The following is a 19,944-nucleotide window of genomic DNA, read 5'->3' on the forward strand; positions in this document are numbered from 1 at the left end:
CTCAGGCACGCTCGTGGCGAGACGGCGATCGCGGCGCGGCAGGCATCCGGCGATCGTCGCCCCGCCGCTGCTGAACGGCGACCGGGAAGCCGATTGCCTCGGGTGTGACGACGCGGGCAGCGGGGCCGTGCTCCCCTGCGACGGCCACCGCGGCCTCCCACCGTGGTTCCGGCTCGTCCGCCTCGGTGAAGACCGCCGAGGTGAAGGGCGCGCCGAGCATCCGCTCGTAGAACTCCCTGGCGCGGCCGGGCTCCGCGCACGCGAGCACCATCCGGGCCGGCGCCGCCGGGGTGCCCGGCGGGAACGTCCACCCTCGGAACTCCTTCGGCTGCCACAGGGAGAACGCCGCGCCGACCGGGTCGACGAGTGTGGCCAGCCGGCCCTGCTCTCCGACGTCGCAGGGCTCCACCACCATCGTGGCGCCGTCCGCGATCGCCTCCTTCGCGCACGCGCCGACATCGTCCACGGCGAGGTAGTAGGCCACGTGCGGCGAAATGCCGGGCGGGTAGACCGGGTTCGCGAGATCGCTGACGCCGCCGATCCGGTGTCCGCCCGTGGAGATCAGGGTCATGGGCCGCTCACCGAGCCGGCCTGCGGTGAACTCCCAGCCGAGGGTCCGGGACAGAAACGCCGACGTGCCCTCGACGTCGCGGGTCTTCAGGTCCAGCCAGCAGAACTCGCCGACGGACCCGAGCCGTCCGCTCACGCGGTGGGCCTGCCCGCGCCCGCGAAGCTGTCGCCGGGCTCGCGGTAGTTGTGCACCTGCACGGCCTGGCCGAAGGTCGGGGCGTCGATCATCTGCTGGTTGCCGATGTAGATGCCGACGTGGTGGATCTTCGTCGCCGGGTCGCCGTAGAAGATCAGGTCGCCGAGCCGCGGCTCCTCATCGGCGGGCACGAGCGGGACACTGTTGTACTGCCAGTGCGCCGTGCGCTGCAGCGTCACCCCTGCCGAGGCGTAGGCCGCCGTCGTGAGGCCGGAGCAGTCGAAGCCGATGTCGCCCTTCTCCTGGCCGTTGCCGCCCCACTCGTACGGCAGGCCGATCTTGTCGATCGCGAAGGTCACCGCCGTGAGCGCGGCCCGGTTGGGCGGGGTGCCCGCCATGCCCACGGTGCCGTAGACGTTCGCGGTCGCGAGCACGCGGTGCAGGAACAGCGGGGCGTCGTGGATGGCCGACACGCCCTCGAGCCACTGCTGGCCGTTGCCGAGGTTGCGCCCGCCGTCGCACAGCGCGCGGGCCGCCGCCAGCGCGGCGTCGTCGAAGTCCTGGACGTCGGGTTCCTCGTCCGAGGCGCTGACCCGGTAGCGGTCCCACAGCGCGGGGGAGAGCTGCAGCGGGCCCGCGGCGCCGTCGACGGAGATGACCTCGCCGGAGAAGTCCCGCAGCTCGATCGTGCCGATCGGCCGGGCCATGGTGCCGTCGGGGCCGATCTCGCCGCCTCCGGCCCTGCCGTGGTCCGTGGTGGTGCTGCCGATGCCCGCGAGCGTCACCCACGACAGGTCGCACCCGGGCTGCTCCTCACCGAGCCGCACGGTCGCCGACGCGTAGGCGTACATCGCGCGCCTCGGGATGCCGAGCCAGTCGGCCACGTCGTCGACCCACGCCTCGAAGCGCGGGCCCGTCTCCTCGGGCACCGCGGTCTGGCTCGGCGTCGGCGGTGCCGTGGTGGTCGAGAGCGGGGCGGTGGTGCTCGTGGTGCCCGCCGTTCCCGCCCGGCCCGCCGAGGCCGCCGCCGTCACGTCGCCGTCGCCCGGCGACAGCCGCAACGTGACCACCAGCGTGCCCGCCGCCACCACGGCCGCGACGAGCGCCACGATGAGCGTTCGCCGCCGGGGACGTGGCTTCGGTGCCTCGTCCTCGGGGTGCGTGGTGGGTTCGTCCCCCAACGTCATGAGCCCAGAATAGGGAGCCGAGGTTGCGTCCCGGTGAGCACGGCCCTCACGCCCGGCGTCCGGCGAGCCGGTCGAGCAGGAACTCGCGCAGCCCTTCGAGGTCGGTGTCCACCGCGACCTCGGTGAACGGTCCTCCGGTGAGCCCGTCGGTGTCGGCCTTCTGCCCCTGCGGGCGCCGGTCGACGATGGTGGCGCCCCGGGCGGGACCCACCGAACACTCCACCCGTACCGGGGCCGGCGCCGTGCGCAGGATGCCCGGGCGGATCGCCTCGGCGACGGCCACCGCGTCGTGCACGACGATGCCCTCGAAGCCGAGCGCCTTGCGGTAGTGGGCGAGGTAGTCGGGGGTGAGTGCGTCGAGCGCGGCGCCGATCGGGCCGGAGGCCGCCAGCCTGCCGAGCCAGGCGGCGTCGACCGCGCAGCGGTGGGTCAGGTCCAGCGGCACGAGCGTGCACGGCACCTCGCCGCCCGCGAGCACGCGGTGCGCCGCCTCGGGGTCGCTCCAGATGTTGAACTCCGCCGCCGCCGTGGTGTTGCCCCCGGCGAGCCCGCCGCCCATGATCACGAGCCTGCCGATCCTGCTTGCCAGGCCGGGGTGTGCCGCGAGCAGCGCCGCGATGTTCGTCAGCGGGCCGATCGGGGCGATGGTCACGGGATCGTCGGCGGCCTCGAGCAGCGAGGCGAGCAGAGTGACCGCGTCGGTCGGCTCCAGCTCACGGGAGGGCTCGGGCAGTGCGGCGGAGCGGCCGGAGAGCCCGTCGCTGCCGTGCACCGGGCGAGCCTCCCTCGGCTGCCGATGCACCAGGGGACGCTCCGCGCCCGCGGCGACCGGCACGTCGTCCCGCTTGCACAGCGCGAGCACCCGCTGCGCGTTCCGGGTGGTGGCCGTGAGCGGGACGTTGCCGAACACGGTGGTGACGCCGAGGAGGTCCACGTCGTCGGACAGCGCCGCGAGCGCGATCGCGAACGCGTCGTCGACGCCCGGGTCGGTGTCGATGATCAGCTTCGTCCTCAAGGTCACTCCTCGAACTCGGCCTACCCCCGACAGGTTACGGTCACCGCATGACGTCCATGTGGGGATCGCCGGTGCTCTCGCGAGTTCAGGCCTGGCGGCGGGGGCGCAGGGACCCCGAGCAGGCGAAGTTCCTGACCGCCGACTCGCTGCGCTGGATCGTGCGCAACCGCGCCTTCACGCCCTGGTACCTCGTGCGCTACTGGCGCCTGCTGAAGTTCCGGATCGCCAACCCGCACATCGTGTTGCGCGGCATGGTCTTCCTCGGCAAGAACGTCGAGATCCACTGCCGTCCCGGCTACGGGCGGATGGAGATCGGCCGCTGGGTGCACATCGGCGACGGCAACGCCATCCGTTGCCACGAGGGCTCCCTGCGCATCGGCGACAAGACCGTGTTCGGCAGGCAGAACGTCGTCAACGGCTACCTCGACATCGAGCTCGGCGCCGCGACCCTCGTGGCCGACTGGGTCTACATCTGCGACTTCGACCACGTCACGGCGGACATCAACCTGCCGATCAAGGACCAGGGGATCGTCAAGTCGCCGGTGCGGATCGGCCCGGACACGTGGATCGGCACGAAGGTCTCCGTGCTCAAGGGCACGCGCGTCGGCCGGGGCTGCGTGCTCGGCGCGCACGCGGTGGTGCGCGGCGACATCCCCGACTACGCCATCGCGGTGGGCTCGCCGGCGCGGGTGGTGCGCGACCGCAAGGCCGACTACGAGGCCGACGCCGAACGGCGCGAGGCGGTCAAGGACATGGCCCGCAAGGCGAACAAGGCGCTGCAGAAGACCCTCGGCGAGGGGTGAGGATCGCACGGGGTCCGGCATCGGGGGCTTTCCACCGAAGTAGTTAGCCGCTATAACTAACTGTCACGGTGGCGTCACCGCAACACCACAGCCGACAACCCGCGCTCCGGCGCGGGTTCCTTGCAGAGCCTGAGGAGTTGCCGTGCCCAGACGTTCCCTGGTGGCCGCCGTCACCGGCGCCACCGTGCTCGCGCTCGTCACCGCGACGACGCCGGCCATGGCGCAGCCCGCCGCCTCTCCGGGCGCCCCGGCGGCGGCGCAGTGCAGCGACGAGCCGCGCGATCTGCCCGTTCACGAGTTCACCGACCACAGCGAGCTGGGCATCGAGCTCGCCCGCATCGAGCGGGTCAGCGGTGGCGCGGTCGACGTGACCGAGGTCGGCCGGAGCAACCGGGGCAGGGAGGTCTGGGCCGCGCGGGTCGGCACCGGGCCCAAGGCCGTGCTGATCACCAGCGAGATCCACGGCAACGAGAAGACCGGCACCGACGCGATCCTGCGACTGCTCGACTACCTCGGCACCAGCGACTCGCCCAAGGCCAAGCGCTGGCGCTCCGAACTGACGGTCGTGGCGATCCCGAAGATGAACCCCGACGGCGCCGAGCTCGACCGCCGCGGCAACGACATGACGTGGGACGAGGTCACCGCCCGGTTCCCGCAGCTGCGCGGCAGCGAGCCCGCGTGGAACTACTACACCACCCCGCGTCAGGGCGACGACTACTCGCAGCGGCCCGGCTTCGACGTCAACCGCGACTACAACCCCGACCTGTCCTACGAGCCGAAGCCGGAGGACTTCCCCGGCACGTCGGCAGACACCGGCTGGTACATCACGCCGGAGTCGCGCATCGTCCGTGACGTCTACAAGGGCCTCGTCGCGGAGTTCGGCGAGGTGGACACCTACGTCGACCTGCACCACCAGGGCGCCTGCTACGTGATGCCGGACGACCCGAGCCGCTTCGTCACCATGTCGATCTCCGGCAGGTTCGTGGACGATCCGGCCACCACGCCGGGCTTCGAGCAGTACGCCGACACCTACGACCTGGAGTACTCGAAGCAGCTCAACGTCGCCGTCTACAACGCGCTGCAGGGCCGGGCCAACAACAACCCGCTCTTCGGCAACATCACGCTGTACCCGCAGGACACGAACCTGCCCGGCACGGGGCTCGGCTCGTTCGCCCTCAACGGCAGCGGCGCGGTGCTGTTCGAGGTGCGCGGGCAGACGCAGACGCTGGGCCAGAAGTACCGGACGCAGCTGACCCAGACCGTCTACGTCGGACTCGACGGCATGCTGTCGTCGATCGCGAGCGGCCAGGTGGAGAACCTCGACCCGGCCGTCTACGACACCATCCCGCCGCGCGGCCCCAGCATCGCCGATGCCGAGCGCCGGAGCCTCCAGGTCCTGGAGCCCTAGCCCCTTCTGCAGTGAAGGCCACCTTCACTGCGTTCAACGCAGGCAAGGTGGCCTTCACTGCGGTCAGGTGAGCCCTCCTAGTCGGCTGCCTTCGGGACAGCGGGGTAGGGCACGAACGTGCTCGTGTTCTCGTCCACGGTGAGCTGCTTGCCGATGGTCGGGAACGCCCGTTGCGGGCAGGCCGGGCGGTCGCACACCTTGCAGCCCATGCCGATGGGTGTGGCGGCCGCCCGGTCGTCGAGGTCGAGGCCGGTGGAGTAGATGAGCCGCCGCGCGTGCCGGAGCTCGCAGCCGAGGCCGACGCTGAACATCTTGCCGGGGCTGCCGTAGCCGCCGATGTTGCGCGCGATCGTGCGCGCGATCCAGAAGTAGCTCTTGCCGTCGGGCAGCGTCGCGATCTGCGTGATGATCTTGCCGGGTGAGGTGAACGCCTCGTAGATGCACCACAGCGGGCACGCGCCGCCGACGCGGGAGAAGTGGAAGCCCGCCGCCGACTGCCGCTTCGACATGTTGCCTGCGCGGTCGACGCGCACGAACGAGAACGGCACGCCGCGCGCCTTCGGCCGCTGCAGCGTGGAGAGCCGGTGGCACACGGTCTCGAAGCCCACGCCGAAGTGGTCGCACAGCCGCTCGATGTCGTAGCGGTACTTCTCCGCCGTCGACAGGAACGGGCCGTAGGGCAGGATCAGCGCGCCCGCGAAGTAGTTCGCCAGCCCGACCCTCGCCAGTGAGCGGGCCGCTGGGCCGGAGAACGCCCACGAGTCGGCGAGCTCGGTGATCAGGTCGTCGTACTCCAGCAGCGCGATCTGCGAGGCCATGCGGAACGCCCGCTGCCCGACGCGCAGGCTCGGCGCGAGCCGCAGGATCCGCGCGTCCGGCTCGTACCGGTGCTGCTGGCCCGCCGCCTCGTCGATGCCCTCGCTGGTCACGGTCACGCCGTAGTGGTTGGTCAGCCGGTCGAGCAGCGCGCGGTGCACGTCGCCGCGCCGCAGTCCCATCTCGGTGGACATGGCCTCCGCCCGCTCGTCGAGCTCGGCGACGTAGTTCTCCCGCTCGTAGAAGAAGTCACGGACCTCCTCGTGCGGCAGCGCCGCGGCGGCGCTGCCGTGCAGGCCGGTGCCGTTCTCGGTGACCAGCGCGGCCGTGGTCTCCACGGCGTTGCGGTAGGAGCGGTGCAGCTTCACGAGCGCCTGCGCGATGGCGGGCAGGTTGGTGGCGAGCTCGTTGAGCTCGCTCGTGCTCGCCTCCAGCCCGATCGCCTCGTCGAGCAGGGCCTCGCGCGCGTCGGCGACGAGCCGCGCGGTGTCGTTGTTGGCGAAGAACTCGGTGTCGACGCCGAACGCCTCGGTGATCCGCAGCAGCACTGGAACGGTCAAGGGGCGGGTGTTGTGCTCGATCTGGTTGAGGTAGCTGGGGCTGATTTCCAGCAGCCTCGCCAGGTCCGCCTGGCTCATCGAGCGGCTCTCGCGCAGATGCCGCAGCTTCGCGCCGGCGAAAGTCTTGTCCACCATCGGCCTTCTCCTCGGAGATCTTCCGGCCCGTACCGATCAAGGAACCGGTTCAGTCCCCAACTTTTCTGTGACGTGTGAAGCGGCGCTTCGCAACCTTCGCAACATGCTACGGAGATTTCGCAGAAATTGGCAAATTGGAGCTGTGGCGTCGTTTCCGCAGCGCATGTCATGGTCAGACGGACAGCGAGGCAATCGCAAAGTTTGCAAAGGTGGAGACGTCCAATGGTTCAGAACCTCGAGCAGGCAGCCGCGGAGCTGGCGAAGAAGTGGGAGACCGACCCGCGCTGGAAGGGCGTGAAGCGGTCCTACACCGCCCAGGACGTGGTGAAGCTGCGCGGCAGCGTCGTCGAGGAGCACACGCTGGCCCGGCGCGGCGCCGAGAAGCTGTGGAAGCTCCTGCACACCGAGGACTACGTGCACTCGCTGGGTGCGCTCACCGGTAACCAGGCGGTGCAGCAGGTCCGCGCAGGCCTCAAGGCGATCTACCTCTCCGGCTGGCAGGTGGCGGCCGACGCCAACCTGGCCGGCCAGACCTACCCCGACCAGAGCCTGTACCCGGCCAACTCGGTGCCCGCCGTCGTTCGCCGCATCAACAACGCGCTGGGCCGCGCCGACCAGATCACCTGGGCCGAGGGCAACACCGACATCGACTGGTTCGCCCCGATCGTCGCCGACGCCGAGGCGGGCTTCGGTGGTCCGCTCAACGCGTTCGAGCTGATGAAGGGCATGATCGCCGCGGGAGCCGCCGGCGTGCACTGGGAGGACCAGCTCGCGTCGGAGAAGAAGTGCGGCCACCTCGGCGGCAAGGTGCTCATCCCGACCAAGCAGCACGAGCGCACCCTCAACGCCGCACGCCTCGCGGCCGACGTGCTCGACGTGCCGAGCCTCGTCATCGCCCGCACCGACGCGCAGGCCGCGACGCTGATCACCAGCGACGTGGACGAGCGCGACCAGAAGTACATCACCGGCGAGCGCACGTCGGAGGGCTTCTACAAGGTCCGCAACGGCATCGAGCCGTGCATCGACCGCGGCCTCGCCTACGCCGAGTACGCGGACCTGCTGTGGATGGAGACCTCCGAGCCCGACCTCGAGGTCGCCCGCCAGTACGCCGAGGCCATCAAGGCGAAGTACCCGGACCAGATGCTGGCCTACAACTGCTCGCCGTCGTTCAACTGGAAGAAGCACCTGGACGACGCGACCATCGCGAAGTTCCAGCGCGAGCTCGGCCACATGGGCTACAAGTTCCAGTTCATCACGCTGGCCGGCTTCCACGCCCTGAACTACTCGATGTTCGACCTGGCCAAGGGCTACGCCGCCGACGGCATGACCGCCTACGTGGACCTGCAGGAGCGCGAGTTCGCCGCCGAGGAGCGCGGCTACACCGCCACCAAGCACCAGCGCGAGGTCGGCACCGGCTGGTTCGACCAGGTCAGCACGGCGCTCAACCCGGAGAGCTCGACCACCGCGCTCACCGGTTCGACCGAAGAGGCCCAGTTCTAGGAGAGCAGCCCTTTCAGAAGGGACGACGAGATGGCTGACACGCTCAACTACCGGCTCGAGGTCACCGGCCCCACCGGTGACCGGTTCGACGAGATCCTCACCCCGGCGGCGCTGGAGTTCGTGGCGAAGCTGGACAACGCGTTCGCCGGCCGTCGGCGGGAACTGCTCGACGCCAGGCGGCGCAGGCGGGACCGGATCGCCTCGGGCGAGGAGAAGCTCGGCTTCCTCCCCGAGACGCGCTGGATCCGCGGCGACGACTCCTGGCAGGTCGCGCCGCCCGCCCCGGGGCTGGAGGACCGGCGCGTCGAGATCACCGGGCCCACTGACCGCAAGATGACGGTCAACGCGCTGAACTCCGGCGCGAAGGTGTGGCTCGCCGATTTCGAGGACGCCACCTCGCCGACGTGGAGCAACGTGGTGGGCGGCCAGCTCAACCTGTTCGACGCGATCCGGCGGAACATCGACTTCACCGACAACGGCAAGCGCTACGCGGTCGGGGACGACCCGGCGACGATCGTCGCCCGGCCGCGTGGCTGGCACCTGGTGGAGAAGCACATCCGGATCGACGGCCGCCCCGTGTCGGCCAGCCTCGTCGACTTCGGTCTCTTCTTCTTCCACAATGCGAGGCGGCTCGTGGCCAAGGGCAGCGGACCGTACTTCTACCTGCCGAAGCTGGAGAGCCATCTCGAGGCGCGGCTGTGGAACGACGTCTTCCGCCTCGCGCAGCGGGAGCTGGGCCTGCCGAGGGGCACCATCAGGGCGACCGTGCTGATCGAGACGATCACCGCGGCGTTCGAGATGGATGAGATCCTCTACGAGCTGCGCGAGCACGCGGCGGGGCTCAACGCGGGCCGGTGGGACTACATCTTCAGCCTCATCAAGACCTTCGGCGCGGCGGGGCAGGACTTCGTGCTGCCCGACCGCGCCCAGGTGACGATGACCGTGCCGTTCATGCGGGCCTACACCGAGCTGCTGGTGCGGACGTGCCACAGGCGCGGCGCGCACGCGATCGGCGGCATGGCGGCGTTCATCCCGAGCAGGGACCCCGAGGTGAACGCGACCGCGCTGGAGAAGGTCCGGCAGGACAAGGAGCGCGAGGCCGGTGACGGCTTCGACGGCTCGTGGGTCGCGCACCCCGGCCTGGTGCCGGTGTGCCGCGAGGTGTTCGACGACGTGCTCGGCGGCTGGCCGAACCAGCTCGGCAGGCTGCGCGAGGACGTGGAGATCACCGAGGACGACCTGCTCAACGTGGCCAGCGCCGGTGGCGAGGTGACCGAGCAGGGCCTGCGGGCGAACATCAACGTCGCGCTGCGCTACGTCGACGCGTGGCTGCGGGGCACCGGCGCGGCGGCGATCTCCAATCTCATGGAGGACGCCGCCACCGCGGAGATCGCGCGCTGCCAGGTGTGGCAGTGGATCCGCAACGGGACCAAGCTCGACGACGGCACGCTGGTCACCCGCGAGCTGGTGACCGAATGGCTCGACGAGGAGATGGCCTCGGTCCGCGCCGATCTCGGCGACGGCAACCGGCTGTCCGACGCTCGGGAGATCTTCGTCGAGACGGCCCTTGGCGAGAAGCTGCCGAGCTTCCTCACCACTGGCGCCTACGCGCGCTACCTGACCAACGCCACGGCCGGGTAGCCGCGACTGCAGTGAAGGCCACCTTGCCTGCGTTCAACGCAGGCAAGGTGGCCTTCACTGCGGTCAGTGGGTCTTGGTGGCTTCCAGTACCCGGGCGAGGGCCGTGTGGAGGGCCTCCAGTTCGGACAGTTCCATGCCGAGGCGTTCCACGACCTGGTAGGGGATCTTCTCGGCCTCCTGGCGAAGTTCCCGGCCCTTCTCCGTGAGCGCGACGGCGAGCGAACGCTCGTCGCTCGCGTTGCGCTGCCGCGTGACGTATCCGAGGGCCTCGAGCCGCTTGAGCAGCGGCGAGAGCGTCGCGGGCTCGGAGCGCAGCGTCTGGCTGAGGTCCCTGACCGACCTCGGCGAGCGCTCCCACAGCGCGAGCAGCACGAGGTACTGCGGGTGGGTGAGGCCGTACGGCTCCAGCAGCGGCCGGTAGATCGCGATGACGCTGCGCGAGGCGACGGACAGCGCGAAGCAGACCTGCCGGTCGAGGGCCAGCGGGTCGTCTCCCAGGTCGATCGATGTCACGAGCCTCACCTTATCAGTTAGTACGCTAACCATTAGCCTGTTAAGCATGGCGAGCGCGCGACCGAACCCCTTCCAATGGCTGTGGTACGCGGCGGGGGGCAGGCTGCCCGCGCGGCTGCGCGAATGGGTGCTGCACGACGTCACCGGCCGAACCTGGTTCCTGCGCGGTGCCGCGCGGAGCTCGGTGCTGGTACTGCCGCTGGCCTCGGTGTGGCTGCTGCTGCCGGGGCCGCTCGGTCTGCGGCTCTCGCTGTGCCTGATGGCGCTCCTGGTGGGCTACTTCTACTCGCTGGCCTATCTGGAGGAGAGCTGCGAGCACAAGCTCGTCAAGCACGGCTACCGGTACGGCTCGGGGCGCGCGACGCGCAACGCCGCCAAGGAGGCAGCCGAGGCCGAGGCCCACGCGCGCTACGTGGAGCGCTACCGCTCCTGAGGGCTCCGCCGACTGCGGTGAAGGCCACCATGCCTGAGCCCACCCGTCTCCCCCACCACCCAAGAGGGGACGCTGCGCGCCACCGTGCTGATCCACGCAGTGATGGTGGCCTTCACTGCAGCGCTGCGGCCAGCAGGGTCTTCGCGGCGGCCTTCGCGGTGTGGGCGGCGGACGGGTCGCCGGACATCGCGGCGATCACCGTGGCCCCTTCGACGAGGGTGAGCAGCTGGTCGGCGAGCGCGTCCGGGTCGGCGACGTCGAGTGCCGCCGTGAGGCCGCGCAGGTAGGCCCGCAGGGCGTCCTTGTGCGCCCTGTCGACCCCGGCGACGCGCGGTGACGTCGCGCCCAGCTCGCCGAAGGAGTTGATGAACGCGCAGCCGCGGAAACCCTCCTCGGCGAACCACGCGTGCAGCCAGTCGAACACGGCCAGCGGTGCGTCCTCCGCCGACAGGGCACGCGTGCTCACGTGCTCGGCCAGCGAGCGCCGCCAGCGCTCGTCCCGCCGCCGCAGGTACGCCTCCACGAGCGTCTCCTTCGAGGGGAAGCACTGGTAGAGGCGCTTGAGCGACACGCCGGAGCGCGCCCGGATCACGTCCATGCCGACCGACTGGATGCCGCGCTCGTAGAACTCCCGCTCGGCGGCGTCGAGCAGTCTGGTCGTGGCCTCGTCGCGATCCATCGGCTCACCCCTGGTGTGGAGAACGATCATTCTCTATCGTAGACGGCCAGTCGAGAACGTCCGTTCTCCCTTGCTCGTGGAGGAGTGAGCCCATGGCGCGTCCCCCGTTCCCGCCGTTCGACGAGACCACCGCCGCGCAGAAGGTCCAGGCCGCCGAGGACGCCTGGAACACGCGCGACCCCGAGCGCGTCGCGCTCGCCTACACGGAGGACTCCGTGTGGCGTAACCGTGACCGCCACATCGTCGGCCGCGCGCAGATCGTCGAGTTCCTGCGCGAGAAGTGGGAGCGCGAGCTGGACTACGCGCTGCGCAAGGAGCTGTGGGGCTTCCGTGGCAACCGGATCGCCGTGCGCTTCCAGTACGAGTGCCGTGACAGCTCGGGGCAGTGGTGGCGCAGCTACGGCAACGAACTGTGGGAGTTCACCGACGACGGCCTGATGCGCCGGCGCGAGGCGAGCATCAACGACCACCGCATCGCCGAGTCGGAGCGTCGCATCCACGGTCCGCGCCCGGAGAACGAGCGCGGCGTACCGCTGCCGGTTTTCTAGGGCTCGAAGGCGTTGCCGGTGGCGATCTTGGGGCGGCCCAGCACCTGCGGCTCGCCGACCCTGGCGCGCCGGTACACGCGGGCGGTGGCGGCGGCGATCCTGGCCCAGTCGAAGTCGGCGGCCAGGCGCGACTGGGCCGCGAGCGCGCGCACGCCGGCCGCCTCGGCGTCGGCGAGCACGGCGTCCACGGCGCCGGCGATGGCGGTGACGTCGCCGGGCTCGAACGCCAGCCCCGTCTCGCCGTCCACCACCACCTCGCCGAGTCCGCCCGCCGTGGACGCCACGAGCGGGCGCTTCGCGGCGGCGGCCTCCAGCGCGACGATCCCGAACGGCTCGTACCTGCTGGGCAGCACCACGGCGTCGGAGGCCGCCAGCACGGCCCGCAGTTCACGGTCGGAGAGGTGGCCGACGAAGTCCACCGCCCGCACCAGGCGCAGCTTGCGTGCCTGCCCGACGAGTTCCTCCAGGTGCCTTCCCTTGCCCGCCACCACGAGCCGGGTGCCCGGATGGCGCTTGCGGATCGCGGGCAGCGCGGCCAGCAGGTCCTGCACGCCCTTCTCCCATTCGAGCCTGCCGAAGTAGAGCAGCAGCGGCGCGCCGTCCGGGCTGTGCCGGTCGCGGGCCTCGGCGATCTCGTCCTGCGGAACCCGCCAGGTGCGCTCCTCGATGCCGTTGTGGATCACTGTGATGCCCTCGGGGGAGACCTCGAACAGGTGCGCCACCTCGCGGCGCATCGCCTGCGAGCACGTGATCAGCTCGTCCGAGCGGTTGGCCAGCCACCATTCCACCGAGTGCACCTGCTGGTTGAGCGGGTGGGAGAGCCAGCCGGAGTGCCTGCCCGCCTCGGTCGCGTGGATCGTGCCGACGAGCGGAACGCGCGCGGCGTCGGCGAGCGCGATGGCGGGGTGGGTGACCAGCCAGTCGTGGGCGTGCACGACGTCTGGCCGCCACGTGCGCAGCAGCTCGGTGCCCGCCCGCACCATGGCGTGGCCCATGGCCAGCGTCCACGCCACCAGATCCCGCTCGAACGTCACGTGCATCGGGTCCTCGGCGACGCGGATGATCCGCACGCCCTCGACCACGCGGTCCGTCGCCGGGTGTGTCTCGGCGTCGGTGCCTGCCGCGTGCCTGCACAGCACGGTCACGTCGTGTCCGCCCTGGACGAGATGACGGGCCAGTGCGTGGACATGCCGGGCGAGCCCGCCGACCACCACGGGCGGGTACTCCCACGAGAGCATCAGCACGCGCATAGGTGGAGGTTACTCACGAGTCGCATCACGTGTGCGACACCTCCGCGTTGCTCTGCCAGTATCGAGGACGATGACAGGCATGACACCGCCACCAGTGCTGATCACGCCGTGGACCGGCCAGGTGGACCCCGCGGACCCGTTGCCCGAGCATCCCCGCCCCCAGCTGGTGCGCGAGCGCTGGCGCAGCCTCAACGGCCGGTGGGAGTTCTCCAGCCGCGCCGCCGGGGGCGAGCCGCGCGGTGGCGAGCACATCGTCGTGCCCTTCCCACCCGAGTCGGCCCTGTCCGGGATCGGACGGCGGGCCGAGGAGATGTGGTACCGCAGGACCTTCGAGGTCCCGGCCGACTGGCGAGGCGGGCGCGTCCTGCTGCACTTCGGGGCCGTCGACCAGGTGGCGACGGTATGGGTGAACCACCAGCTCGTCACGCGGCACGAGGGCGGCTACACCGCGTTCAGCGCCGACGTCACCGACGTGCTGCGGCCGGATGGCGAGCAGGAGGTCGTGGTGCGTGCCGACGACCACGGCAACAGCGGCACGTTCCCCGTCGGCAAGCAGGCCAACCAGCCCGGCGGGATCCTCTACACCGGCGCCTCCGGCATCTGGCAGACCGTGTGGCTGGAGGCCGTGCCGCACGTGTACGTCGAGCGGCTCGACCTCGGCTCAGACGTGCGCGGCCTCGACGTCACGGCACACGTGGCGCACGCGGGCGGCGAGCGGGTGGAGGCCGTGGCCGCCGAGCCGGGCGGAGCCGAGGTCGCGCGGGCGAGTGGCGTGCCCGGCGAGGCGATCCGGCTCGACGTGGCCGACCCGCGCACGTGGAGCCCCGGCGACCCGTACCTCTACGACCTCACCGTGCGCGTGCTGGGCGCCGACGGCGCGGTGATCGACGAGGTGACGAGCTGTGCGGGCCTGCGCACGGTGAGCCTGATGCCCGACGCCGAGGGCAGGCCGAGGATCGCCCTCAACGGGCACATCATGTTCCAGCACGGACCGCTCGACCAGGGCTACTGGCCCGACGGGATCTACACGGCGCCGACGGACGAGGCGCTGCGGTTCGACCTGGAGCAGACCAAGGCCCTGGGCTTCAACACCGTGCGCAAGCACGTGAAGGTGGAGCCCGCACGCTGGTACCACTGGGCCGACCGGTTGGGCCTGCTGGTGTGGCAGGACATCCCGTCGCTGCCGGTGGTGCTGGACAACCCGCCGGGGCCGCAGGCGCCGCCGGTGGAGCGTTCCCGGCAGCGGTTCGAGGCGGAGCTGGCCGAGATCGTCGCGCAGCTGCGCGGGGTGACGTCGATTGTCGCGTGGGTTCCGTTCAACGAGGGCTGGGGCGAGTACGACACCGCCCGCGTCGCCAAGGAGCTGAAGGAGTCGGACCCCGCGCGGCTCGTGGTCGCCGACAGCGGCGTGAACTGCTGCCACTCGCACCCGGACTCGGGCGCAGGCGACGTCTACGACGACCACACCTACGTCGGCCCCGGCCGCCCGCTCGTGCACGACCACCGGGCGACGGTCGACGGCGAGTACGGCGGGCTGGGCCTCGTGGTGGCGGGTCACGTCTGGCCCGGCGAGCCGATCGCCTACGAGATGACGGCGAGCCGGGACGAGCTGACCCGGCGGTACGTCGAGGTGAGCGAGGACCTGGAGTCGGTCGTGCGCGGGTTAGGGCTCTCCGGTGCGATCTACACGCAGACCACCGACGTGGAGAACGAGGTGAACGGGCTGCTCACCTACGACCGCAGGGTCGTGAAGGTGGCCCTGCCGGTCGCCGCGGAGCGCAACCGCGCGGTGATCACGGCCGGCTCCGCGACGACGACGGCCCTCGGCGATCAGGTGACGACGAGCGAGAACACCCCGGAGTAGGCCGACGCGTAGAGATCGGTCTCCGGATGGAACACCCGCAGCGACAGCGACGCCGCGAGATCGAAACTGACGCTGAGGCTGAAGCCGCCGTTCGGCCTGCACCAGCCCGTGCTCACGTTCACCCACACCCCGGCCTGCAGCGACTGCAACAGCACGGGCTCACGGCCGCTCGTTGCGTCGTGCCCGCTCCCGCCGGAGAGGATGTCGAGCCCTCCCTTGATCTTGACCTTCTCGTTGACCTTGACGACGCTCTTGTCCGCCTTGGCGTGGACCTTGAGCTGTCCCTTGGGACCTGCCGACGCCGCCGCGGTGGCGGGCGCCGCGAACACGACCAGACAGGCGAGCAGCGCCGTGAGGAGCCGGAGCCTGCGTGCTGACGATGTGCTGACCATGGTCGAAAGTGGACCACCGCGCCGCCCCGCGGGAACGGTTAATCCCGCTAATGGTCGGCGTCAGCCGCCCGCATGGGTGACCCCGTGGCCCAGTGCCCGCGCGTCGACGTGGCCGAACGGGTGCGCCAGCGCGCGGAACGCGGCCGCGCGCTCCCTTGCCGACAGGTCGCCGGAGCGCAGCAGCCCGGCCAGCTCGTCGAAGCGCTCGGTGTGCTCGCGGGCGCGCCTGCGCGCGTAGTCGGCGGCCGAGTCCTTGGTGACCATGAACGCCCAGTCGCTGGAGAGGGCCAGCAGCGCCTCGGTCACCAGCTGGTCGGCAACCGGGTCGCGGCCCGCTCCCGAGAGGTCGAGGGCGAGCAGCCGCTCCTGCAGCTCCGAGTTGGCGCGCACCATGTCGGCGACCTGCTCGCCGTCCCAGACCCGCCAGTCCTTGCCGGAGCCCCACGACGACGCGGGTAGCTCCACCGGCCCAGCGACGTGCCCGGCCTCCACGGCGCCGCGCAGCGTCGTGACCCGCACCCCCGCCTCCGGCAGGGCGCGCAGCACGCCCTCCAGCCACGCCGGTCCCTCGTGCCACCAGTGGCCGAACAGCTCGGTGTCGTAGGCCGCCACCACGAGCGCCTCGCGCCCCTGCTTCGCGCGCAGCTCCCGCAGCCGGGACACCACCGTGTCCACGAAGTCCTTGACGTGCACGCGAAGTGTGTCCGCCGCGAGCGCCGGGTCGTAGGGCGCCTTGTCGGAGGGCTCGATGTGCTTGCCGGTGACCCGCGAGGGCTTGAGCCCCACCTCGTGCGCCCACGTGTGGAAGTCGCGGTACGCCGCGTGTCCGGGGTAGCCCGCCTTCGGCGACCACACCCGGTAGGTGACCTCCAGGTCGCGCCCGAAGCACACCACGTCCGACTCGCCGACCGTGCGCGCGGCGGAGGTGTCGCCGCGCAGCGAAGGGCCGTCCACGAGGAAACGTTCCACCCCCGCATTGGCGTAGCCGCTTTCCATGCCCGGCGCGTACCCGCATTCGGGCGCCCAGATGCCCGCGGGACGGTGCCCGGTGCGCAACGCGGTGTCGGCGAGCCCGCCGCGCAGGGCGAAGGAGCGCACCCGCTCGTCCAGCAGCGGCTGGAACGGGTGCGTCAGCGGGCCCCCGAGCAGCTCCACCACCTGACTGTCCACAAGCGACCGGAGAATGGGGGAAAATCCGTGGCGCCACCGCGTTTCGAACTCGCCGAGCGCGCCCGTGGCGGCCCGGTGCTCCCGTGCGGCGAGGTCGGCCAGCAGCGGCTGTCCCCGCCACAGCGTCGCCGCGTGCTCCGTGCGCAGCTGCCAGTGGCCGAGCCAGTCGTGGAAGGCGCGCAGCGAGTACGGATCGTCGAGCTGTGCGGCGAGCACCGGGGTGACGCCGAGCGTCAGCACGTCGCGCTTGCCCTCGTGCGCGAAGCGGCGCAGCAGGTCGGCGATCGGCAGGTACGAATGCGCCCACGCCTGGTACAGCCATTCCTCTCCGACCGGCCAGTTCCCGTGGTGGGCCAGCCACGGCAGGTGGCTGTGCAGGACCAGGCAGAACGTTCCCTCGCGCTCGCTCACGGCCGCACCGCCACCGCGACGAGGTCGAGGCTCGCGTCCAGGCCCTCGCCGTGGATCGCGAAGTCCGTGGCCCTGATCGCGGCGACATCGGCGAGCAGCGCCTCGGGCCACGTCGCCTGCCCTGGCAGGTTGCCCATGACGACGTCGAGCTGCGCGTCGATGATCGATCCGCCGTAGCGCTCGTCGAGCGCGCGCACGGCCTCGCCGTGGTGCAGACCGTGCAGCAGTTCCACCTCGAAGCCGTTCGCCCGCAGCAGTTCGTCCAATTCGGACGGTGCGAGTTCCCTTGTGTGGTAGGGGTTCAGCGGCGTGTCGCTGTCGGGGGTGAACGTGAGCCGGTTGGGAGTGGTGACGAGCAACCTGCCGCCGGGTCGCAGTACCCGGTGGCACTCGGCGAGGAAGCCGTCCTGGTCCCAGAGGTGCTCGATCACCTGGAAGTTGGCGACCACGTCGACGGCGGCCGTGCCGACCGGCAGGAACGCCAGGTTTCCCCGCACCGGGCCGACGCCGGGGTAGCGGCGCCCGACGTGCGCGATGGCCTGCTCGTCGTAGTCCAGCGCCAGCACGCGCCGCGCGTGCCGGGCGATGAGCGCGGCGCCGTAGCCCTCGCCGCAGCCGGCCTCCAGCACCGTCGCGTCCGTGCAGTACGGCAGCAGTGCGAGATAGGCGGCCTCGTGCCGGGCATACCAGTAGTTCTCCTCCGGCACCCCCGGCACGGTGCGCTCACCGGTGAGATGCAGTGCCTCGGCGCGTGTGGTCGTCACGCGCCGAGGGTAGCTGCGAGGATCAGTGAGGCCGGTACGGCGGTGTGCCGCCGCCCTTGTGGCCCTTGCCGCGGAGCTTGTTGAGCGCGTTCATTGCCTGCTTGCGCTTGTGCGGATCCTTGGCCATCCGCTGCGCCTCGGCGATCATGCGACGGCCCTGCGGGCTCCTCGCGAAGCGGGCCACCTTGTTGAACAGCGATCCCATCGTGGTCCTTCCGGCGGGGCGGGTCTGTCCTGTTGCGGGCGATTATCCAACGCGGGCGCCCGGCGGCGAGTTCCGCTCAGGTGGTTGGCGAGACCGTGACGCCCAGCGCACCGGGGCCCACGTGCGCGGCGATCACCGTGCTCGCCTGCACGAGCATGATCTCGTTGAGCCCGGGCACGCGGCTGCGCAGCTGCTGCACCAGCGTCAGCTCGCGGTCCGACGGCGTCGCGCACGCCACCGCGATGTCCACCTTGTGTTCCCCGGCCCGCTCCACGGCGAGGTCGGCGAGCTTGTTCAGCGCCCGCTTGGTCCCCGGCACCCGCGAGAGGGGTGCGACCTGGCCGTTGTCCACGGTCAGCAGCGGTTTGATCGCCAGTGCCGTGCCGAGCATCGCCGACGCAGCTCCGATCCGTCCGCCTCGGCGCAGGTACTCCAGCGTGTCCACGTAGATCAGCTCGCTGCTCGCCCTGACCCTGCGGTCGGCGGCCTCCATGACGCGCTGTACCTGCCCGCCCGCGGCCGCCGTGCGGGCGGCCGAGAGCGCGGCGAAGCCGAGACTCATGCTCGTGGTCGCGCTGTCCAGGACGTACACGGGCACCTTGACCTGCTGCGCAGCCTCGCGGGCCGCCTCCAGCGTCGCCGACATCTTGCTGGAGATGTGCAGGCTGATGATCGCGTCGGCGCCGGCGCTCACGGCGTCCTGGTAGGTCCAGAAGAAGGCGCCCGGATCGGGCGGCCTCGTGCTGACGTGCTGCCCTGAGCGCAGCAGCTCGATCAACTCGGCCCGGTCGAACCGGGACTCGTCGTCGATCCGGTCGCCGGCCACGATCTGGACCTGGACGACGGCGATGCCCCATTGGGCCGCGAGCTGGTCCGGGATACAGGCGGTGGAATCGGTGATCACTGCAACGGGCACGTCCCGGAGGCTAGACCCTGCATCCACCCATTAGAAGCAGCCGGTTGCGACTTTCGGCGCTGGAACGGGTACCCGATGTAGTCTTCGTGGCGCATCCCCGACTAGTGGGACTATGGTCCTAATAAATCGCGAATCCAGGTGAAGGCCGTCACCTCGGCGCGCCAGCCACGGAAAATCCGAATAATCTACCGCCCAGTAACGCCCTGCGTGCGCCTAAGGAGATCCATGACCAACATCGTTGTCCTGGTCAAGCAGGTGCCGGACACGTACTCGGAGCGCAAGCTCTCCGAGGGTGACCACACCCTGGACCGTGAGTCGGCCGACGCCGTGATCGACGAGATCAACGAGCGCTCCGTCGAGGAGGCGCTCAAGATCAAGGAGGCAGGCGAGGGCGAGGTGACCGTCCTGTGCGTCGGCCCCGACCGCGCCACCGACGCCATCCGCAAGGCCCTCTCGATGGGCGCGGACAAGGCGATCCACGTCTCCGACGAGTCGCTGCACGGCTCCGACATGGTGGCGACCGCCAAGGTCATCGCCGCCGCGCTCGGCAAGGTTGAGTACGACCTGGTGATCGCCGGTAACGAGGCCTCGGACGGTCGCGGCGGAGCCATCCCCGCGATGCTCGCCGAGCTGCTCGGCCTCCCGCAGCTGACCCACGCGCGGCAGCTGACCGTCGACGGCGGCAGCATCAAGGTCGACCGCGAGACCGAGGAGGGCATCACCCACCTCGAGGCGAGCCTGCCCGCCGTCGTGAGCGTGACCGAGAAGATCAACGAGCCGAGGTACCCGTCGTTCAAGGGCATCATGGCCGCGAAGAAGAAGCCGGTGGAGACCCTCACCGTCGCCGACCTCGGGGTCGACGCGGGCGAGGTCGGCCTCGGCAACGCCTGGTCGACCGTGCTGGAGGCTTCGCCGAAGCCGCCGCGCACCGCCGGCCAGCGGGTCGAGGACGAGGGTGACGGTGGCTCGAAGGTCGCCGAGTACCTGGTCGGCCAGAAGCTCATCTGAGACGACAAGGAGACGAACTC

20 protein-coding genes are annotated in these 19,944 nt (G+C 70.8%); 8 read left to right on the forward strand and 12 right to left on the reverse strand.

Annotated features, from left to right (window positions below; genetic code table 11):
• Window position 1: 1 nt before the first annotated feature.
• The 3 genes from DI005_RS03075 to DI005_RS03085 are packed head-to-tail and all read right to left on the reverse strand — an operon-like array spanning window position 2 to window position 2,908.
• On the reverse strand, window positions 2-706 hold the full coding sequence (locus DI005_RS03075; protein ID WP_113641199.1) for a VOC family protein: 705 nt from the start codon (window positions 704-706) through the stop codon (window positions 2-4).
• Window positions 703-1,893 (reverse strand): C40 family peptidase, encoded by a 1,191-nt coding sequence (locus tag DI005_RS03080; protein ID WP_112272795.1) that lies wholly within the window; start codon window positions 1,891-1,893, stop codon window positions 703-705. The genes DI005_RS03075 and DI005_RS03080 overlap by 4 nt, the downstream gene beginning before the upstream one ends.
• 46 nt (window positions 1,894-1,939) lie before the next feature.
• Window positions 1,940-2,908 (reverse strand): nucleoside hydrolase, encoded by a 969-nt coding sequence (locus DI005_RS03085; RefSeq protein ID WP_113641200.1) that lies wholly within the window; start codon window positions 2,906-2,908, stop codon window positions 1,940-1,942.
• Window positions 2,909-2,955: 47 nt separating this feature from the next.
• Here DI005_RS03085 and DI005_RS03090 point away from each other — a divergent pair, with 47 nt between their 5' ends.
• Window positions 2,956-3,711 (forward strand): acyltransferase, encoded by a 756-nt coding sequence (locus DI005_RS03090; RefSeq protein ID WP_113641201.1) that lies wholly within the window; start codon window positions 2,956-2,958, stop codon window positions 3,709-3,711.
• A gap of 217 nt (window positions 3,712-3,928) precedes the next feature.
• A complete protein-coding gene (locus DI005_RS03095; RefSeq protein ID WP_113641228.1) occupies window positions 3,929-5,119 on the forward strand; it encodes a M14 family zinc carboxypeptidase in 1,191 nt (396 codons plus the stop codon).
• Window positions 5,120-5,196: 77 nt separating this feature from the next.
• On the opposite strand, the gene DI005_RS03100 is transcribed toward DI005_RS03095, so the two are convergent.
• The gene (locus tag DI005_RS03100; protein WP_113641229.1) at window positions 5,197-6,627 is read right to left on the reverse strand and encodes a short-chain fatty acyl-CoA regulator family protein; all 1,431 of its coding nucleotides are present in this window, start codon (window positions 6,625-6,627) and stop codon (window positions 5,197-5,199) included.
• Window positions 6,628-6,852: 225 nt separating this feature from the next.
• Between DI005_RS03100 and aceA the strand changes: the two genes are divergently transcribed.
• Both aceA and aceB read left to right on the forward strand, forming a co-directional pair.
• Window positions 6,853-8,130 carry an isocitrate lyase gene (gene aceA / locus DI005_RS03105; protein ID WP_113641202.1) on the forward strand — a complete coding sequence of 426 codons (1,278 nt, stop codon included), beginning with the start codon at window positions 6,853-6,855 and terminating at the stop codon, window positions 8,128-8,130.
• 30 nt (window positions 8,131-8,160) lie between these two features.
• Window positions 8,161-9,771, forward strand: coding sequence for a malate synthase A (gene aceB / locus DI005_RS03110; RefSeq protein ID WP_113641203.1), 1,611 nt, complete (start codon window positions 8,161-8,163; stop codon window positions 9,769-9,771).
• Between the two features lie 63 nt (window positions 9,772-9,834).
• On the opposite strand, the gene DI005_RS03115 is transcribed toward aceB, so the two are convergent.
• Window positions 9,835-10,284, reverse strand: a complete 450-nt coding sequence (locus tag DI005_RS03115) for a MarR family winged helix-turn-helix transcriptional regulator (RefSeq protein WP_369973553.1) — start codon at window positions 10,282-10,284, stop codon at window positions 9,835-9,837.
• 46 nt (window positions 10,285-10,330) lie between these two features.
• Between DI005_RS03115 and DI005_RS03120 the strand changes: the two genes are divergently transcribed.
• Window positions 10,331-10,717, forward strand: coding sequence for a DUF5313 family protein (locus tag DI005_RS03120; protein ID WP_112272784.1), 387 nt, complete (start codon window positions 10,331-10,333; stop codon window positions 10,715-10,717).
• Between the two features lie 112 nt (window positions 10,718-10,829).
• On the opposite strand, the gene DI005_RS03125 is transcribed toward DI005_RS03120, so the two are convergent.
• Window positions 10,830-11,396, reverse strand: a complete 567-nt coding sequence (locus DI005_RS03125; RefSeq protein WP_112273220.1) for a TetR/AcrR family transcriptional regulator — start codon at window positions 11,394-11,396, stop codon at window positions 10,830-10,832.
• A 92-nt stretch (window positions 11,397-11,488) separates the two neighbouring features.
• Between DI005_RS03125 and DI005_RS03130 the strand changes: the two genes are divergently transcribed.
• Complete coding sequence (locus DI005_RS03130; RefSeq protein WP_112272782.1) at window positions 11,489-11,944, forward strand: nuclear transport factor 2 family protein; 456 nt, start codon at window positions 11,489-11,491, stop codon at window positions 11,942-11,944.
• Here the strand turns inward: DI005_RS03130 and DI005_RS03135 are convergent.
• A complete protein-coding gene (locus DI005_RS03135; protein WP_112272780.1) occupies window positions 11,941-13,194 on the reverse strand; it encodes a glycosyltransferase family 4 protein in 1,254 nt (417 codons plus the stop codon). The genes DI005_RS03130 and DI005_RS03135 overlap by 4 nt on opposite strands.
• A gap of 70 nt (window positions 13,195-13,264) precedes the next feature.
• On the opposite strand from DI005_RS03135, the gene DI005_RS03140 reads away from it, so the two are divergent.
• Window positions 13,265-15,058, forward strand: coding sequence for a glycoside hydrolase family 2 protein (locus tag DI005_RS03140; RefSeq protein ID WP_113641204.1), 1,794 nt, complete (start codon window positions 13,265-13,267; stop codon window positions 15,056-15,058).
• Here the strand turns inward: DI005_RS03140 and DI005_RS03145 are convergent.
• From DI005_RS03145 to DI005_RS03165, 5 genes are all read right to left on the reverse strand, one after another.
• Complete coding sequence (locus DI005_RS03145) at window positions 15,025-15,450, reverse strand: hypothetical protein (protein WP_233519968.1); 426 nt, start codon at window positions 15,448-15,450, stop codon at window positions 15,025-15,027. The genes DI005_RS03140 and DI005_RS03145 overlap by 34 nt on opposite strands.
• Before the next feature lie 60 nt (window positions 15,451-15,510).
• The gene (locus DI005_RS03150; RefSeq protein ID WP_113641205.1) at window positions 15,511-17,031 is read right to left on the reverse strand and encodes a glycoside hydrolase family 57 protein; all 1,521 of its coding nucleotides are present in this window, start codon (window positions 17,029-17,031) and stop codon (window positions 15,511-15,513) included.
• Window positions 17,028-17,795, reverse strand: a complete 768-nt coding sequence (locus DI005_RS03155; RefSeq protein ID WP_112272775.1) for a bifunctional 2-polyprenyl-6-hydroxyphenol methylase/3-demethylubiquinol 3-O-methyltransferase UbiG — start codon at window positions 17,793-17,795, stop codon at window positions 17,028-17,030. The genes DI005_RS03150 and DI005_RS03155 overlap by 4 nt, the downstream gene beginning before the upstream one ends.
• Window positions 17,796-17,817: 22 nt before the next feature.
• Window positions 17,818-18,000, reverse strand: a complete 183-nt coding sequence (locus tag DI005_RS03160; protein WP_112272773.1) for a hypothetical protein — start codon at window positions 17,998-18,000, stop codon at window positions 17,818-17,820.
• A gap of 76 nt (window positions 18,001-18,076) precedes the next feature.
• Window positions 18,077-18,916, reverse strand: a complete 840-nt coding sequence (locus DI005_RS03165) for a DegV family protein (RefSeq protein WP_112272771.1) — start codon at window positions 18,914-18,916, stop codon at window positions 18,077-18,079.
• Window positions 18,917-19,141: 225 nt separating this feature from the next.
• On the opposite strand from DI005_RS03165, the gene DI005_RS03170 reads away from it, so the two are divergent.
• A complete protein-coding gene (locus DI005_RS03170; RefSeq protein WP_113641206.1) occupies window positions 19,142-19,924 on the forward strand; it encodes an electron transfer flavoprotein subunit beta/FixA family protein in 783 nt (260 codons plus the stop codon).
• The last annotated feature ends 20 nt before the right edge of the window (window positions 19,925-19,944 follow it).

The sequence above is a fragment of the Prauserella sp. PE36 genome (assembly GCF_003311655.1).
Taxonomy (GTDB): domain Bacteria; phylum Actinomycetota; class Actinomycetes; order Mycobacteriales; family Pseudonocardiaceae; genus Prauserella_A; species Prauserella_A endophytica.